This is a genomic window from Halomarina oriensis (assembly GCF_009791395.1).
GTDB lineage: Archaea > Halobacteriota > Halobacteria > Halobacteriales > Haloarculaceae > Halomarina > Halomarina oriensis.
Window position 1 is genome coordinate 665,917 of record NZ_WSZK01000015.1, and the last position, 13,281, is coordinate 679,197.

The 13,281-nt window shown below is 65.1% G+C and carries 21 protein-coding genes; all 21 read right to left on the reverse strand.

Going from position 1 to position 13,281, the window contains the following annotated elements; translation table 11 throughout:
* Positions 1 to 8 precede the first annotated feature (8 nt).
* The 21 genes from GQS65_RS10005 to GQS65_RS10105 all read right to left on the reverse strand — a co-directional run bounded on the left by GQS65_RS10005 (position 9) and on the right by GQS65_RS10105 (position 13,281).
* Entirely contained in the window at positions 9 to 1,367 is a 1,359-nt protein-coding gene (locus GQS65_RS10005; protein WP_158204458.1) for a hypothetical protein, read from the reverse strand.
* Positions 1,368 to 1,622 carry a hypothetical protein gene (locus tag GQS65_RS10010; RefSeq protein ID WP_158204459.1) on the reverse strand — a complete coding sequence of 85 codons (255 nt, stop codon included), beginning with the start codon at positions 1,620 to 1,622 and terminating at the stop codon, positions 1,368 to 1,370. It lies immediately after the preceding gene.
* Positions 1,623 to 1,694: 72 nt separating this feature from the next.
* Positions 1,695 to 2,216 (reverse strand): hypothetical protein, encoded by a 522-nt coding sequence (locus tag GQS65_RS10015; RefSeq protein WP_158204460.1) that lies wholly within the window; start codon positions 2,214 to 2,216, stop codon positions 1,695 to 1,697.
* Positions 2,213 to 2,641 (reverse strand): hypothetical protein, encoded by a 429-nt coding sequence (locus tag GQS65_RS10020; RefSeq protein ID WP_158204461.1) that lies wholly within the window; start codon positions 2,639 to 2,641, stop codon positions 2,213 to 2,215. Before GQS65_RS10020 ends, GQS65_RS10015 begins: the two co-directional genes overlap by 4 nt.
* Positions 2,638 to 3,024 carry a hypothetical protein gene (locus GQS65_RS10025; protein ID WP_158204462.1) on the reverse strand — a complete coding sequence of 129 codons (387 nt, stop codon included), beginning with the start codon at positions 3,022 to 3,024 and terminating at the stop codon, positions 2,638 to 2,640. Before GQS65_RS10025 ends, GQS65_RS10020 begins: the two co-directional genes overlap by 4 nt.
* A gap of 4 nt (positions 3,025 to 3,028) precedes the next feature.
* Positions 3,029 to 3,409: a hypothetical protein gene (locus GQS65_RS10030; RefSeq protein WP_158204463.1), complete on the reverse strand. Its 381-nt coding sequence runs from the start codon at positions 3,407 to 3,409 to the stop codon at positions 3,029 to 3,031.
* Positions 3,406 to 3,804 (reverse strand): hypothetical protein, encoded by a 399-nt coding sequence (locus tag GQS65_RS10035; protein WP_158204464.1) that lies wholly within the window; start codon positions 3,802 to 3,804, stop codon positions 3,406 to 3,408. The genes GQS65_RS10030 and GQS65_RS10035 overlap by 4 nt, the downstream gene beginning before the upstream one ends.
* A gap of 2 nt (positions 3,805 to 3,806) precedes the next feature.
* On the reverse strand, positions 3,807 to 4,643 hold the full coding sequence (locus GQS65_RS10040) for a phage major capsid protein (protein WP_158204465.1): 837 nt from the start codon (positions 4,641 to 4,643) through the stop codon (positions 3,807 to 3,809).
* 16 nt (positions 4,644 to 4,659) lie between these two features.
* Positions 4,660 to 5,046, reverse strand: a complete 387-nt coding sequence (locus tag GQS65_RS10045) for a hypothetical protein (RefSeq protein WP_158204466.1) — start codon at positions 5,044 to 5,046, stop codon at positions 4,660 to 4,662.
* Positions 5,047 to 6,282 carry a hypothetical protein gene (locus GQS65_RS10050; protein ID WP_158204467.1) on the reverse strand — a complete coding sequence of 412 codons (1,236 nt, stop codon included), beginning with the start codon at positions 6,280 to 6,282 and terminating at the stop codon, positions 5,047 to 5,049. It lies immediately after the preceding gene.
* Between the two features lie 9 nt (positions 6,283 to 6,291).
* Entirely contained in the window at positions 6,292 to 7,104 is an 813-nt protein-coding gene (locus tag GQS65_RS10055) for a phage head morphogenesis protein (RefSeq protein ID WP_158204468.1), read from the reverse strand.
* A 3-nt stretch (positions 7,105 to 7,107) separates the two neighbouring features.
* Positions 7,108 to 8,613 (reverse strand): hypothetical protein, encoded by a 1,506-nt coding sequence (locus tag GQS65_RS10060; protein ID WP_158204469.1) that lies wholly within the window; start codon positions 8,611 to 8,613, stop codon positions 7,108 to 7,110.
* A 6-nt stretch (positions 8,614 to 8,619) separates the two neighbouring features.
* Positions 8,620 to 9,984, reverse strand: a complete 1,365-nt coding sequence (locus GQS65_RS10065; protein ID WP_158204470.1) for a PBSX family phage terminase large subunit — start codon at positions 9,982 to 9,984, stop codon at positions 8,620 to 8,622.
* Entirely contained in the window at positions 9,981 to 10,463 is a 483-nt protein-coding gene (locus tag GQS65_RS10070) for a hypothetical protein (protein WP_158204471.1), read from the reverse strand. The genes GQS65_RS10065 and GQS65_RS10070 overlap by 4 nt, the downstream gene beginning before the upstream one ends.
* Positions 10,460 to 10,936: a hypothetical protein gene (locus GQS65_RS10075; protein WP_158204472.1), complete on the reverse strand. Its 477-nt coding sequence runs from the start codon at positions 10,934 to 10,936 to the stop codon at positions 10,460 to 10,462. The genes GQS65_RS10070 and GQS65_RS10075 overlap by 4 nt, the downstream gene beginning before the upstream one ends.
* Entirely contained in the window at positions 10,933 to 11,403 is a 471-nt protein-coding gene (locus GQS65_RS10080) for a hypothetical protein (protein WP_158204473.1), read from the reverse strand. Before GQS65_RS10080 ends, GQS65_RS10075 begins: the two co-directional genes overlap by 4 nt.
* Positions 11,404 to 11,409: 6 nt before the next feature.
* Complete coding sequence (locus tag GQS65_RS10085; RefSeq protein ID WP_158204474.1) at positions 11,410 to 11,790, reverse strand: hypothetical protein; 381 nt, start codon at positions 11,788 to 11,790, stop codon at positions 11,410 to 11,412.
* Positions 11,783 to 12,028: a hypothetical protein gene (locus GQS65_RS10090; protein WP_158204475.1), complete on the reverse strand. Its 246-nt coding sequence runs from the start codon at positions 12,026 to 12,028 to the stop codon at positions 11,783 to 11,785. Before GQS65_RS10090 ends, GQS65_RS10085 begins: the two co-directional genes overlap by 8 nt.
* The gene (locus GQS65_RS10095) at positions 12,025 to 12,216 is read right to left on the reverse strand and encodes a hypothetical protein (protein WP_158204476.1); all 192 of its coding nucleotides are present in this window, start codon (positions 12,214 to 12,216) and stop codon (positions 12,025 to 12,027) included. Before GQS65_RS10095 ends, GQS65_RS10090 begins: the two co-directional genes overlap by 4 nt.
* Positions 12,213 to 12,890: a hypothetical protein gene (locus GQS65_RS10100; RefSeq protein ID WP_158204477.1), complete on the reverse strand. Its 678-nt coding sequence runs from the start codon at positions 12,888 to 12,890 to the stop codon at positions 12,213 to 12,215. Before GQS65_RS10100 ends, GQS65_RS10095 begins: the two co-directional genes overlap by 4 nt.
* Positions 12,891 to 13,050: 160 nt before the next feature.
* Positions 13,051 to 13,281: a hypothetical protein gene (locus tag GQS65_RS10105; RefSeq protein ID WP_158204478.1), complete on the reverse strand. Its 231-nt coding sequence runs from the start codon at positions 13,279 to 13,281 to the stop codon at positions 13,051 to 13,053.

The following is a 13,281-nucleotide window of genomic DNA, read 5'->3' on the forward strand; positions in this document are numbered from 1 at the left end:
GGAATCACTCAGTTCGGCCGGAACTCCAGTGCGGCGCTGCCATCGCTCTGCTGTAGACCCGTGAACGTGAGGTCTGTCGTCATGTACGCTTGGTTCTCCTCCTTGGTGGCGTTCCCACCGCTGGAGATGTACGCTCGCGGCAGGGCGATGTCGCCGCCGGTGAGCGGGATGACCAGTTCGCCCTCCGCGCCCTGGAGGTGATCGGAGAGCTTGTCGTTGGTCTGGGTCTCGCCGAACACCGTCGACTCTGCCTGGACGTTTCGGCCGTCCTCGTGATGGGACATGGCGAGCCCGTCGGTCGTGTTCTCTTCTTCGACCTCGTTCGAGACCGTGAGCGTCGTCGACTGGACGCGCTCGGCGGCAGGGTCACCGAACCACTGCAGTTTCGACCCGAGGACGAGCTGGGGCTGACCGAGTGAGGAGCCATCATCGAACGACCCCGCGCCGAGCGGCGGGACACCCTCGTCGCCTTCGATGCCGTCGTAGTCGCTCTTTCCGGGGACGACTGTCAGCAGCTGGCCGGGCTCGCCGGTCTGGTCGACCGACTCGTCGGCGTAGACTTCGAGCGTGCCTTCAAGTTCCGAGGCTGGGGCGACAACGGCCAGCGAGTCGTACTGGCTGGTGGTGACGACCGACGTTGTCGCGTCGGTCCCATCGAGCGTGATATCCTCGACCGTCTGGCCATCGATGGCCTCAACCGTGACTGTCACGCCGGTGTCGCTGGCGTCGGTCGACCGGATGGCGAGATAGGTCGTTGCGTCGGGCTGGTCGATCTGATACTTCCGGCGCTTGTCGAACGTGTACTGCAGTTCGGCCGTGGCGACGGCGTCTTCGCCTGGGTCGACCGAGATGGACGGCTCAGTAGGGCGGCCGCCGTAGGCGTAGTCGTACTTGCGGGTGCTGAGGGCGGTCGCCGTCGGTGCGTCTCCCGAAGGATGCGTTCGACCACGGGCGTCGGCGAAGTACTTCGCGTGGACGGTGTTCGTGGCGATGATACCCGAGAGCTGTTCGACCGCCAGCAGCGAGTGCGTGTTCAGCAGGCGATTGTCGATGTCACGCAGCATCCCGTCTGCGATGGGGTCGAGCGGGTCGCCCGTGCCGTCGACGGGGAAGCGTTCGAGGTCGTAGCTCAGCGTGACCTCGTGGCTCTCCTGGTTCCGGCGCTTGTCGACGGGGTCGACGTTGCCGATGCCCGTTCGCTCGCTGTGAGTCGCTTCCGTCTCGGGTTCGAAAGAGTTCTCGACCTTCCCGTAGAGCGTCCAGTCAGGGTCGGCCGGGGTCTGTGCGTCACCGAACTGGTCGACGACCTCGCGGCAGAAGTAGTAGTTCGTGCGTCGCGAGCCGCCTTCGACGTTGAGTCCTGGCATTTAGTTGTCCTCCGTATCCGCATCCGCAGTCGCATCTGTCGGTTCACTGTCGCCGTCGTACGGAGCGACGGCGTAGCGGTCACTGGCGAGCAGGTGCTCGCCGAGGGCGTCGGAGACCTCCTCGGTCGTCCCCGTCGAGAAGACGCGGACGTCGAAGCGCTCGCCCTCGAACACGCCGCCGAGGCGTGTCGTCGTCGGGGTGCCCTTGCTGTCGGTTGTGGTGATTCTGAGTCGCATCTGGTATGCGCAAAGCATCGGCCGTGGTCGATCGGGCGATGCGAAAGGAAAGTCAGCCCCCGCGGGTCGAGGCCGGAGCTGGTGCCGAGGTCAGACCGTCGGCAGGCGGTCGTACTGGTACGTCACCCGCAGCGATGTGCGGAAGACGGTCGATTCATCCTCGTCGCCGGTGTCCTCGATTTCCGTTCCCGTACCGGGGGCGACGGTGAGCGTCTCGTCGGTCGACTGGGCGGCGAGAAGGATGTCACAGCCGTGCTGGTACATCTCCTCGCGAACGGTCTTTGGGTTGAGGTCCTCGCCGGTCTGGCCGACGCCGTCGAGGTGGTCCCACGTCCCGGCGACGAAGTTGACGGTGACCGTCCCGTCGATACGCTGCATCCCCTTCCCGGTCGGGCCATGCAGCGCGGTGTAGCCGGTCGCACCACCCTGATACGGGCCTTCGTTCTTCCCGGTGACCGTCACGCAGGGGAGTTCGCCGTCACGGCCGTACCAGCCCGTCTGGAAGACGAGCTTCGACTTGTTCCGGTACAGCTGGGTCTCGTCGAACGACATCGCTGAGGGGTCCCAGTTGTCTCGAAGCAAGGCGAGGATCTGCATCTTCGCGTCGGTCATCGGTCATCGACCTCGCCGGAGTGCAGCGCTGCACAGCGGACCACGCCGTTGCGTTCGTCGAACATCTGCGTCACCGTGTAGATGAGACCGCTCTGGGTCTCGATTTCCGAGGGCCACGCCAGATACCGGCCGCCGTCGTCTTCGAGCCCGCCGGACGTCACCAGGACGTCGTCGGGGAGCAGTATCTCGACGTCGGCGCTCTCTTCGCGACCGGCCGGCCCCTGCTCCGTTTGCGGCGTGGTCGGCTGCTCGACCTGACCGCTCGTCTGGATCGGGTTGTCGGGGTGGTCGGTTTTCCGGTAGTCGCCCTGCTCGTCCGGTTCGGCCGATTCGACGAAGTTCCGAACCGTCAGCGGCTCTTCGAACCAGTTGGTGAACGACTCACCCAGCGAGGCCAGGCGGTCGCCCAGTGCGTTACGAGTCATGCGGAGAACGAAGCCGAGGCGATCGACGCGCCACCTTTCGCCGGGCGAGCCTCAACGCTCCCCCGGAGGTTGCCGGTGTCGACGGCGTCTTTCTCGGTGAGGATCCCTTTCGCTCGCTTCTCGACGTACAGCGCGATGTCGCGAACGAGTGCTTCGAGACTGTTCGCCTGGGCGGCGAAGACGTCGAGTTTCCGTGCGGCCTCTTCGAGCGCTGGGCGGAGATACGGACGCGCCGCCATCCGACTGGTCCCGAACGCGACGTACACCGCGTACTCGACGTTCGTCCCGATTTCCCAGCTGACGGTGCCGACACCCCAGCGGTCCTTGATGTCGTCGAGCGTCTCGATGAGGCTCAGGACGCCGGTCATCTCAGCACCTGGCATGGCACTACCCCTCCAGCTCCTCGCGGCGAGCTTCGACGGCGTCGCGAACACCCTCGCGCTCAGCGTGGGCTTCGACCTGATCGAGTTGGTCGTCGACCATCCCGTCGGCGATGTCTTCGGTGACCTCGCTCATCGGTGTCCGGTCGAGGAACCCCTCGACGTCGAACGCTTCATCGAGGTCTTCGTCTTGTACGGTGCTCTCTTCGGTTTCGTCTTCAACCGGCTCTGTGAGGGTGAGCACGTCGTACTCGCGGTCGAGCGCTCTGGCGAGGTCCGCATCGTCGACGGTGACGGTTCCATCGACGACGTCGATGTGCTCGTCTTCGTCGAGCGGATTGCGGACCGCGCCCCACCCATCGAGTCGGCAGGTGAGTTCGTAGCTCATTCTGAATCGCTGGTGCTCGTAACGTGAGCGCTCCGTGTATGAACGCCGAGGCGGCCAGTAGGGTCGATGGCGAGCGCCTCACTCCAGTACGGCGAGGCGAACCCACCGGGGCCGGTCGTGCCGCTCGTGTCGAATGAGACCGAGCGTGAGCCCTGCCGGAGTTGCTTGATCTGCTGACCGTCGGCCGTCGTGTCGGTGAACGCCTCGTGTGCGAAGTGCGCTGCGACCAGCGTTTCGAGATCCGTCAGCAGTTCGGTGTCGTCGAGGCGGTCGGCGACACGAGCGTCGACGAGGTAGCCCGCCCGTCGGATGTCAGTTGCTGCCTCGTCGTCGGAGTATTCCGACTGGCTGACGCCCAGCTCTTCACGGACGCTGGCTGCGTCCGTCCGGGGCATGGTTAGACGCCGCCCTGGATGAACATCGCCGCGTCCGACTCGGTGGGGACCCAGTCGATGCGGCCACGCTCTTTGTAGACCCACTGGTCCTTCTGGTCCTCGCGATAGCGCGAGACCTCGAACGGGTCGCGTTCGGACTCCCAGCCGTACCGGGAGGTGTCGACGACGAACGCCTCGTCAGCGCCGAGATTGCCAGTGTTCGTCAGCATCGCCGGACGGCCCATGACCTGGCCGATGTTTGGCCCCGTCGAGCGGAGTTCTTCGGCGAACGTCTCGGTGTCGCTCATGAACTCACTGCTGGTGGCCATGTCACCCCACGCATCTGGCGAGAGGAAGAAGACGAGCGAGTCCGCCGAGAAGCCAGCGTCGACCAGCGCGGTGTACGCCGCGACCGTCGCCTCGTAGTTGAAGTCGGTCCCGTCGGTCCCGATGACCGTGCCGTTCCGGTTGGCGTCGAGGATGCTGAACGCGATAGCGTCGAGGCGACGCTGTTCCTCGCGAGCCATCTGCTGCTGGTTGTCCAGCGCGAAGTTGATCTTCGAGTCCTTGATGTCCTCGTCCGTGATGGGGACCTCGAACCCGTACTTGCTGTAGGCCGCGACCGCGCCGTCGTAGTCGAGCTTCGCGCGGGGGTAGTCTCCGCCTTTCTCGACTTCGACCATCTCGCCCTCGAACGTGCCGCCCGAGGGGAACTCTACACTGTCAGAGTTGCGCGTGGCGGCCTCCTGGTCGATGCGGAAGGCGTTGCGGAACTGGTACAGTTCCCGCGTCTTCTCCTCCAGCATCGCCTTGACGTCGGTCGCCGTCGGCACTCCATCGTAGTCGACTTGTGGTGACATCTATGATCCTCCGTAGTTACTTGTGGACGACCGCCGCGTTCGCCGCGAGCGCTGCGCCCTTCCAGGTACCGCCCTCATCAGAGAGGGCGTCGATACCGCCAGTGCCGGCCGCGAGCTGGCCTTCGGTGGCGGAGACGTCGAGTTCCCCACCAGCGGTGACTCCGCCAGCGACGTTCGCGACGACCGCTCCCGAGAGACAGACACCGACGGAGTCGCCTGCCTCGTCGGCACCGCCCGAGTTGTCGGTCACGATGCCGAGTGCGTTCGTGTCGTTCGTTCCATCCGCCTTGACGTACTGGCCGCCGCTCAGGCCGACCGCGTCACCGGGCGAGAGCGCCTCGCCAGCCTCACCAGTGTCGATGATCGCGTTCGGGTAGACGACGAAGCCGAGTGGTTTGGGCATCTACAGAGCCTCCATGTCGATGTCTTCGTGTGAGTCGACGCCGACGGTCTCGGCCGCCTCGGACCGGAGTGCTTCGGCGTGCTCGGGGGCTGCGGACTGCATCGTGTCCGCACGGGCGAGCTTCGAGCGGACGTCCGCTCGAGCGTCTTCGGAGAGGGCGTCGACGCCCGTGTCGCCACCATCGCCACCGTCGCCATCGCCAGAGCCACCGGCTTCGGGGTTCTGGACGAGTGCTTCGATGTCGAACTCTCCATCCTCGTCGGAGAACTCGCCGATGAGCGCCTCCAGCGTCAGCGCTTCTGCCGTCTCGACCTTCATGTCGGTCCGCTCGGCGAGGGCCTCCGCGAGGACGCCTTTCATGTCCTCGACCTGGTCGCCGAGGGCTTCGTAGTCCGCTGTCTCGACGACCGTGGGGTCCTCGAACTGTGCCGCCGTCTGGGCGAGCGCCTCGGCGTCCTCCTCGACGACTGCCGGGGAGTCCATCGTGCGCGCTCGCTGGATGAGTTGTTTCTCGTTGTCTGTGAGGTCCATGAGGTCCTCCTCCGGGTCTGTGCCCGGATTTGTCTCCGCATCCGAGTCGGGGTCGGCAGTGCTCGCCCCTTCGGGGTCATCACTGGTGCCGTCCGCCCCGTCCGTAGCGGATTCCGCCGCCTCGTCACCGTCCGATTCGAACGTCGCCTTCAGCGCCTCCGCGGTCAGCGCCTCTGCTGCGGAGGCCGCCTCGATCGACGCTCCCTCGTTACCCTCGGACACGACGGCGAGGTCCCGCCAGTGGACGATCTGCTGGGCAGGGTACGCGTTCCGCGACTCGTCGAACTCACCCCGCTTCGGGAAGAGGAACGGCGAGACGTCGACGCGCCCGTTCTCGACGAGCGCCGCGTAGTCCGCGTCGTCGATTTCGCCCTCGTAGACGATTCCGACGCCGGGTTTGTACCGTGCTTCGGTGATTTCGCCGATGACCGTCTTCGCTGGCGGCTGGAACGGGATGTCTTCAGGGCTCGCTCCGTCGGGGATGTCGTGGGCGCTGTCGTCGACGATCTTCCGACCTTCGAGCGCCTCGGTGGCAGCCTCCAGCGTCTCACGAGGCCAGTACGTCGGCTTCTTGCTCGCCCCTTTTGTGGTGACGCCCTCGGCGAGCGCTACACCACGAACGGTCAGCGGCAGGTCATCGTCGGGCGATGCGGCGAGGGCGGCGAAGCCACTCGCGTTCTCGAATGTCTCTGGTGATGCTTGCATTGTCTCCTCTCAGTTGTCGGGCGTCACGGGCAGCCACGCGCACCGACAGCGCGGATGGACTGGAATCACGCCACGCGCCTCGCCGATCGTGTAGCGACTCCCCCCCAGACTCGCACAGACCGCACAAACGCGCCGGTCCTGCGCGGTGAGGAACTCGACGTCGGCCGTGACCTGCTCGACGCCAGCCTGCTCGTACCGATTGAGCGTCCCTTCAGCGTGAGCATTGATGACCTCCGTTCGAGCGAGCGTCGTCGCCCGCGTCTTCCCGATCGAGTCGATGCGGTCGGTGAGCTCGGCCGCCATCTTCCGCGGGCTGTAGCCCTGGGAGAAGCCCTCGGCGAGCGTGCGGGAGATCTGCTTGGCGACCTCCTCGTTGATGCCCTTCAGCCCCTCGTAGTTACGCTGGTAGAGCAGTGCAAGGGCGTCCTCGTGAATTGGGGCGTTGAACGCTGCCTGGAGTCCACCCTCCGGGACGTCGAGGCCCTGCTCGTCGAGCGCCGCATCGGCGTGGCGAATCGACTTCTCGTACGCCGTCCGGACGTACTCGTTCTCGCCCTGACCGATGGTCTGGAGGACGCCGTTGTCGAGCTGCTGGCGTAGCCACGCCATGAATTCCGCGTGCTTCCGGTCGTCCGTCTCGAATCGGTAGCTCGGGATGCGGTCGATGTCGCGAGCGAGCGCCTCACCGTCTGACGAGAGCCCGAACGCGTCCCGATCACGAACGCCAGCTCTGAGTTCGGTGTTGATTGCAGCGTAGCGCCCCCGGAGCTTCCGAGCGTAGCGCTCGCGAAGAGTTTTCGATTGGGTCGGATCGGTCGGCATCGGTCACTCGTCCCCGTCCTCGTCGACGGCCTCACCACCATCGGCGACTGCCTGCTGGCCCTGATTTTGCTGGCCGAACTGTGCCTGAACCTGCTCGTTGTCCTCGTCGAGCGGTGGAACCGGCTCGACGTCGGGCTCATTCTCTTCTTCGTCGGCGAGCGCTTCCTCTGGGAGCTGGGCGACGAGGTCGACAAACCGCTCCTCGTCGAAGTGCTTGTGCGCCTTGTTTCCGTAGACGTTCTTCAGCCCCGTCGTGTAGTCGACGAACCGCTGCATCACGTCGTCGTCCATCGAGCGGATTGGCGACTCATCCTCTTCGGGCTCGATGTGGAGTTGGATGCCAGACGTGTCGTAGCCGTGGGACTCGGCGACGTCGATGAGCGCTCCCGTGTAGGCCGTCTCCAGCGTGCGCCGGAGGTCACGCACCTGCTTGTCGTAGCGCGTCTCCTGGCGCTCGGTGACGAACTGGTTGATGTTCGACTCCCAGCCGACTGCGTACAGCGGCGTCGGGAGTGCCGAGACGATGTACTTGATGTCAAACTCCAGGAAGTCGAGCAGGCCGTCGGCGATTTCACCCTCGAACTTCTCGAAGGAGATCTCCCCGTCATGGCCGATGATGTCTCCTGGCCCCATCTCCCGGCCAATCTTGTTCTGCAGGAAGTCCTGCTGCTCGTCGTCGTCCCACTCGTAGATCGTCGTCTCGTTCCCGGCCTCGACGACCTCCCGGCCGAACGCCACACTCCAGATGCCGTGCGCCTTCGACTGGATGGCCAGCTCGTTGTCCTGCAGTTTCTGTTTCAGCGCGACCGTCCTCCCTTTGACCGGGTGCGTCGCCGAGAGCCCCATGAGCTGACCAGGCAGTGGGTTGCGCGTGATGTCGGTGACGTCGTTCTGGCTGAGTTTGACGACGTCCTTGTCGGTATACTTCCCGAGGCGGCCGTACGGCGAGGTCTCGTGGTACTGGAGGTACGCTGCTGCCTCGTTACGCTTGGTCATCGCGACGTCTTCCCCCTCGGCATCTGGTTCGAGGAGGATCGGTCGGTTCTCGCGTGTCTGGAAGGCCACCGACTCGATGGGGATGAGCATGAACCCCGTTATCGTCGGCTCGCTGGTGCTCGGGTCCTTCTTGACGTGCTCGGTGAGGACCTTCCCGCCAGCCTCGTGCAGCACTGCCGACTGGTGGAGTATCTCGCCGAAGTCCTGGTGGCTCTTCCCGGCGACGATGCCCGCGTTCGGGAGGAAATCGTCGTTCAGCCAGTCCTCGGTCTTCGAAGAGTCGGCCGTGACGCGAGCGCCCGGCTCGACGACGTCGTCGGCGAACTGGGTGTACGCCGCAGCGAGGAGCGGCGTCTCCTGATAGAGTTCGATCTCCTCGCCGATGTTCTCCGGGACCGGGATGGTGTCGACCTCTCCCGGTTGGTAGTACACCCCGCCGTTGCGCGTCTTGACCTCCGAGCGCTGGGGGGCCGAGAACAGTGCCTCTCCGAGTGTACTGAGTGGGTTGCGCATGGTGAGTTACTGCATCTTCCCGGCCGAGCCGGGCGTCCGGCGGGTGACCGTGGTTCGGTTGTCGTGTGAGAACAGCGCGTAGCGCTGCGCGTCCATCGCGTGGTCGTTCTGCTTCAGTGGTTTCTCGTCGGTATCGCCGTCTCGGAACTGGTACTGCCCGTACTCGTTGATGACCGACTGGCACTGCGTCGCGACGTGGAGATGGTCGCGCATCGAGGTGACATGCTGGATGCCCGGCGTGACGTCGTTCTTCGCCTTCTGGGCGTTCAGCCCTCGGCGGTTGAACGTCTCGATGTTGGCTGGCTCGGACGGGTCACAGTAGAACACGCCCGGCCCCCAACGCTCCTGAAAGGTCTCCGCAGCCGAAGCGTGATCGGCGTCCGTACAGCGGCGCTCGTACCACTCGTCGGCAAGGAACCACTCATCACCCTCACGGAGGAACGCCAGCAGGACAGCGGGGTTGTCGAACCCCCAGTCGACGCCGTAGACGACTTCGTCGTACGTCTCCGGGAGATCGTCGTACTCGACGAGGTTGTCGTCGTCGAACCAGGGGTAGACCAGCCCTTCGAACTTGGTGAACTCCCCGCGAACCTCCTGGGCGAAAAACTGTCCGGAGTACTCCCGTTCGAGGCGCTCGATGTAGTCCTCTGGGTTGTGGGGGTTCATCCACGACGGGACGCCGAACACGCCGTTGCAGTCGTTGGCGGTCTGCCACTGGTACGCCCCGTCGTAGTGGACGTCCGGGTCGTCGGTGTCGTAGAACCGATTGAAACACCAGTTCTTGCCCTTCGGAGTGGTCGCGGCGAACGCGTTACGATACTGGCCGACTCGGAGTCGTCCCGAGCAGACCTCCCAGCCCTCGACGGCGATTGAGCCGGGCTCGTCCATCCCGAACCAGGCGAGGTTCGGTCCGCGGAGTCGGTCGATCTTCCGCTGGTTGTCGGCCGATTCGAGGATGATGCGCGAGCCACTCGGCGTGATGATGCCCGGTCGCTCGCTGCCCGGACCGTTGTACTCACAGACGTCGAGCAAGCCGAGCGCCCGCATCTCTGGGAGGATGACGTTCTTGATGCTTGGCCCGGTCGGAGCGACGATCATGCCGAGCTCTCCGGGGTTCCAGTGCTCGGCGTTGATCCACGCTCGAAGGACGAGCGCCGTCGTCTTGCCCGCCCCCAGTCCAGAGACGAACGCGTGTGTCTGGGCGCCGGACTCGATGTCGCCCATCCCGGCCGGAGCGGCGAGGAATTCTGCCTGTGGAGCGCGGCCCGTCCCCGGATGGCGGTAGGGAGCGAGGTCGGTCCGCTTGCGCTCACGCTGGAACCGCTCGTGCGTCGCCTGAGGAAAAGCGTCCATCCCAACGCCAGTGCTCATTGGTCAGTCGGTGAGAGGTGGATGTTGACCGTGCCGCTGTCCTCGGTCGAGCTGGCGTCGTCCCACGAGTCGGGGTATCTCGACTTGAGCACCGAGAGCATCGTCCGGGTGTCGCCCTTCTCGCGAGCAGTTTCCAGAAGCTCGTCGACGATGCGACGCTCACCAGCACCTCGTGCGCGTGCGACCCTGTCCGAGAAGTCTGCGTAGATGCCCTCTTCCTGGGCGTCGCCTTTCTGCAGCCACTCGTAGAACGTCGAGCGACCGATGCCGTTACACCGGCAGGCGGCCGCGATGGAATGGCTGTCTTCGAGCATCGAGGCGATCTTCTCCTGGCGCTCGACGGTGAGCTTCGGGTCACGGCTCGGGTTGTCCTCATCGCGACCGTTGTGCGTCGGGATGTGACAGCGCCCGTTCTCACCTGCAGGATTCTGACAAGGTGTCCCCTTGGCAGTTTCAGCGCCACAGATGTCGTCAGTCATGGCTCGGCGTGCTCGTAGTCGATGCCCTCCTCGTCGAGGATGGAGCGCAGCGTTTCCATCGCTCGCGTTCGGTCGAAGCCAATACCGTCCAGGTGAGCATCCGGGAACTCAGTCGGTTCGGGCTCCCAGTGGGCACGGGCCTTGATCTCGAAGGCACCCTCGTGGTCCCACGTTCGAACGTGGGTTTGCCACCAGACGATGAGGTCGTCCGACTCGTCGTGGACTGGAGGAAGTTCGGCGAACGTCACTCGACGGAGGTTCTCGACCTCACCTCTGTACAGATAGGCAGTCTCCCAGTTCGGTTCGAAGTGGCGTTCTCCGAGTGCTCGGCGGAGTTCGTCGTGCGAGCAGTCGATGGCCAGTGCGTCGGACGATGGCTCTGGCCTGACGAACCAGGCGCTGCGAGCGTACCGGAGCGCTCGGCGGACCAGTCGCCAGGGGATGCGCTTGGGGTCGATAGCTGGGTCGGTCATGGGGTGAAAACCTCGGAGTAGAGGGCAGCGAACGCGAGGACGTAGCCGAGTGCCGCGCCGCCGGCGAACTGCTCGGGGTGTTCGCGCAGTCGTTTCCGGCGGTCGGGGGCGAGTGTCGGGCCGAGCGGTGCCCTCGAAACGAGTGTCGGGAGCAGGGCAGCAGCGACGGCCATGCCGATCGCGGCGATGGCCTCGCGCTGGAGTGCCTCGTCGTGGGCTGCGGCCGCGCCCAGCGTGAACCCGGACCCGAACGCGAGGAGCTCGGCTCGCTCGTCGAGATACCGGACGGGCGATGACTCGCCGATGGCCCGTCCGGGGGAACGGCGGAGTTGCTGGGACCACGTCAGCTGGTCGAACCAGAACTCGCCACACTGGGCGAAGTGCCCCCACATCTGGTGTTTGGTGTCGAAGTCGTCGCGGCCGCAGTGCTCACACTCGAACGCTGGCGAGGTCGAGACGTTGTCCATGGATAGTCACTCGTTGGCGAGGTCGCCGTTCGTGGTCGCGCCGAACACCCAGAGGACGAGCTCGAGCGCGGTCAGAGCCGTGAAGCCGATGATGGCCGCCGGTGCGGCATACGAGGGGAACCAGCCGGGCGTCGAGAAGCCCGCCGCAGCGATGCACAACAGCAGGTACCCCAGGAGAACGCCCCACGAGGAATCATCGCGATGGGGGCTGATGAGTGCGAACCACGCCAGCCCGACGAGGGCGATGACGAGGACGCTCAGGCCGAGATCTTCGGGCGTAATGTGACCGAGAACGGCCAGTGAGGTCGACGTCGTCGCGAGCAGGGCGACCACGGCGATGACCACGAGTGCCCGGCGCGGCTGCGTGAGTCGACACTGGCTACTCATCGTTCTCCTCCGGTTGGTTGGCGGAAATCGTGATGCCGTTGGCCAGCAGGTCCCACCCGGCCCGGATGCCGACGATGAGAAACGCCGACGTGACGATGAGTGCCTGGAACTCGGTCGCGGTGAACGGAGCGGCGGCCGCGCCGATAAGTTTGAGAACGCCCCCGATGGCGGCCAGCCCAGCGAAGACGATGCCGACCAGTCTGCGAACGTCCAACGTGATATCGATGTTGAGGTTCATTCATAGTCGTGGACAGCGTCGATCTCGACTCGGTATCTCGCGCCGTTCTCGAACTCGACGCGAACGAACAGTTCGGTGTCGCTCTGGTTGGCGTTCGGCCGGAACACCTCGCCGAGCACGCGACACGGCGCCCGTCGGTTGCTCAGCGGGTGCGTTGCGATGGTCTGCGTGCCGGGGGCGGTACTCATAGGACACGAAACACCTCCAGGTCCTCGTCGAACGCCCGCCGGTAGATCGAGGCGACGCGGTCTCGGACCTGCGACTCGCCGTAGCCGTGGACCGTGCCGTGGTCGTTCGGGTGACGCGAGCAGACACCTTCGAGGCCGTCGATTCCCGGGCGGAACTTCAACAGCGCCGCGCAGTTCACGATCTTTTCGTCTCCCTCGACTGAGTGTGGACACCGCGGGTTGCAGTGGTCGAGCATCCACGTCGACCAGTGGCCTTTCGCGGCGAGGCGCTCGGCCAGCGCATACCAGACGTACGTATCGGGCGTCGACAGCGCCGACCAGGTGTCGAGGCCGTCGTAGCCCTCGCCGTCGATGGCCTTGATGCGCTTGATGGCGAGTGCGGCAGCCCGATCGAGCGCCGGGTCGGCCTCGCGAACGTCGCGATGCTTCCGACGGAAGTAGCCGAGAAGCCCGGACCCCGCGCTGATGAGCTCGCCGTTCGTCAGTGAGCCCTCGCGTTCCTCGACCCAGTTCGAGCTCTCAGCGAGGGGATGTTCGTCGACGGTCCGAACGCCGTGTTGGTGCGCCCGAAGGCGGTGACCTGGATACGGACCGTAGCCCTTCGGCGTCGGGAACTCCTTCGCCGAGGCGAGTGGTGCGCCTGATTTCGGGTCGAACCGGTGGTCGAGAAGCATGGTAAGCGAGAAACGCGTGGCTGTAACCTGCCAGCCTCATCCGCCCCGAATGGCGTCGGCCGGGTGTGGCGATGCGTAGGGGGACGGGTGAAGAGCCGTCTTATCCCGTGACAGTACGCTTCAAGATATAGCCCCGGCGCGGGCGGACATTTTGCGGGTATCAGCGAAGCGAGTACAGCGTCTCGCCAGTAGAGGTGGGGCGAGACCAGACAACGTCCGCCTCTCGAAGCTGGTTGAACGCGTGGTCGAAGTAGTCTGGGTCGAGCCGAAGCGTCTCGCCGAGTTGCTGGCGGGTCAGTGGGCCGTTCATCGCGAGCGCCGAGTAGATGAGCTTCGCCTTCGGCGAACAGGACGTGAGATCGGCCGGGATAGTGAGAGCGTCGTTGGACAT

Excerpts from the sequence above, each read along its gene's own strand:
- GQS65_RS10090 (WP_158204475.1), bottom strand. The coding sequence starts at position 12,028 with ATGAACCTCAACATCGATATCACGTTGGACGTTCGCAGACTGGTCGGC.
- GQS65_RS10055 (WP_158204468.1), bottom strand. The coding sequence starts at position 7,104 with ATGCCGACCGATCCGACCCAATCGAAAACTCTTCGCGAGCGCTACGCT.
- GQS65_RS10020 (WP_158204461.1), bottom strand. The coding sequence starts at position 2,641 with ATGACTCGTAACGCACTGGGCGACCGCCTGGCCTCGCTGGGTGAGTCG.
- GQS65_RS10005 (WP_158204458.1), bottom strand. The coding sequence starts at position 1,367 with ATGCCAGGACTCAACGTCGAAGGCGGCTCGCGACGCACGAACTACTAC.
- GQS65_RS10035 (WP_158204464.1), bottom strand. The coding sequence starts at position 3,804 with ATGCCCCGGACGGACGCAGCCAGCGTCCGTGAAGAGCTGGGCGTCAGC.
- GQS65_RS10065 (WP_158204470.1), bottom strand. The coding sequence starts at position 9,984 with ATGAGCACTGGCGTTGGGATGGACGCTTTTCCTCAGGCGACGCACGAG.
- GQS65_RS10095 (WP_158204476.1), bottom strand. The coding sequence starts at position 12,216 with ATGAGTACCGCCCCCGGCACGCAGACCATCGCAACGCACCCGCTGAGC.
- GQS65_RS10075 (WP_158204472.1), bottom strand. The coding sequence starts at position 10,936 with ATGACCGACCCAGCTATCGACCCCAAGCGCATCCCCTGGCGACTGGTC.
- GQS65_RS10025 (WP_158204462.1), bottom strand. The coding sequence starts at position 3,024 with ATGCCAGGTGCTGAGATGACCGGCGTCCTGAGCCTCATCGAGACGCTC.
- GQS65_RS10070 (WP_158204471.1), bottom strand. The coding sequence starts at position 10,463 with ATGACTGACGACATCTGTGGCGCTGAAACTGCCAAGGGGACACCTTGT.
- GQS65_RS10030 (WP_158204463.1), bottom strand. The coding sequence starts at position 3,409 with ATGAGCTACGAACTCACCTGCCGACTCGATGGGTGGGGCGCGGTCCGC.
- GQS65_RS10105 (WP_158204478.1), bottom strand. The coding sequence starts at position 13,281 with ATGTCCAACGACGCTCTCACTATCCCGGCCGATCTCACGTCCTGTTCG.
- GQS65_RS10085 (WP_158204474.1), bottom strand. The coding sequence starts at position 11,790 with ATGAGTAGCCAGTGTCGACTCACGCAGCCGCGCCGGGCACTCGTGGTC.
- GQS65_RS10015 (WP_158204460.1), bottom strand. The coding sequence starts at position 2,216 with ATGACCGACGCGAAGATGCAGATCCTCGCCTTGCTTCGAGACAACTGG.
- GQS65_RS10045 (WP_158204466.1), bottom strand. The coding sequence starts at position 5,046 with ATGCCCAAACCACTCGGCTTCGTCGTCTACCCGAACGCGATCATCGAC.
- GQS65_RS10040 (WP_158204465.1), bottom strand. The coding sequence starts at position 4,643 with ATGTCACCACAAGTCGACTACGATGGAGTGCCGACGGCGACCGACGTC.
- GQS65_RS10010 (WP_158204459.1), bottom strand. The coding sequence starts at position 1,622 with ATGCTTTGCGCATACCAGATGCGACTCAGAATCACCACAACCGACAGC.
- GQS65_RS10080 (WP_158204473.1), bottom strand. The coding sequence starts at position 11,403 with ATGGACAACGTCTCGACCTCGCCAGCGTTCGAGTGTGAGCACTGCGGC.
- GQS65_RS10100 (WP_158204477.1), bottom strand. The coding sequence starts at position 12,890 with ATGCTTCTCGACCACCGGTTCGACCCGAAATCAGGCGCACCACTCGCC.
- GQS65_RS10060 (WP_158204469.1), bottom strand. The coding sequence starts at position 8,613 with ATGCGCAACCCACTCAGTACACTCGGAGAGGCACTGTTCTCGGCCCCC.
- GQS65_RS10050 (WP_158204467.1), bottom strand. The coding sequence starts at position 6,282 with ATGCAAGCATCACCAGAGACATTCGAGAACGCGAGTGGCTTCGCCGCC.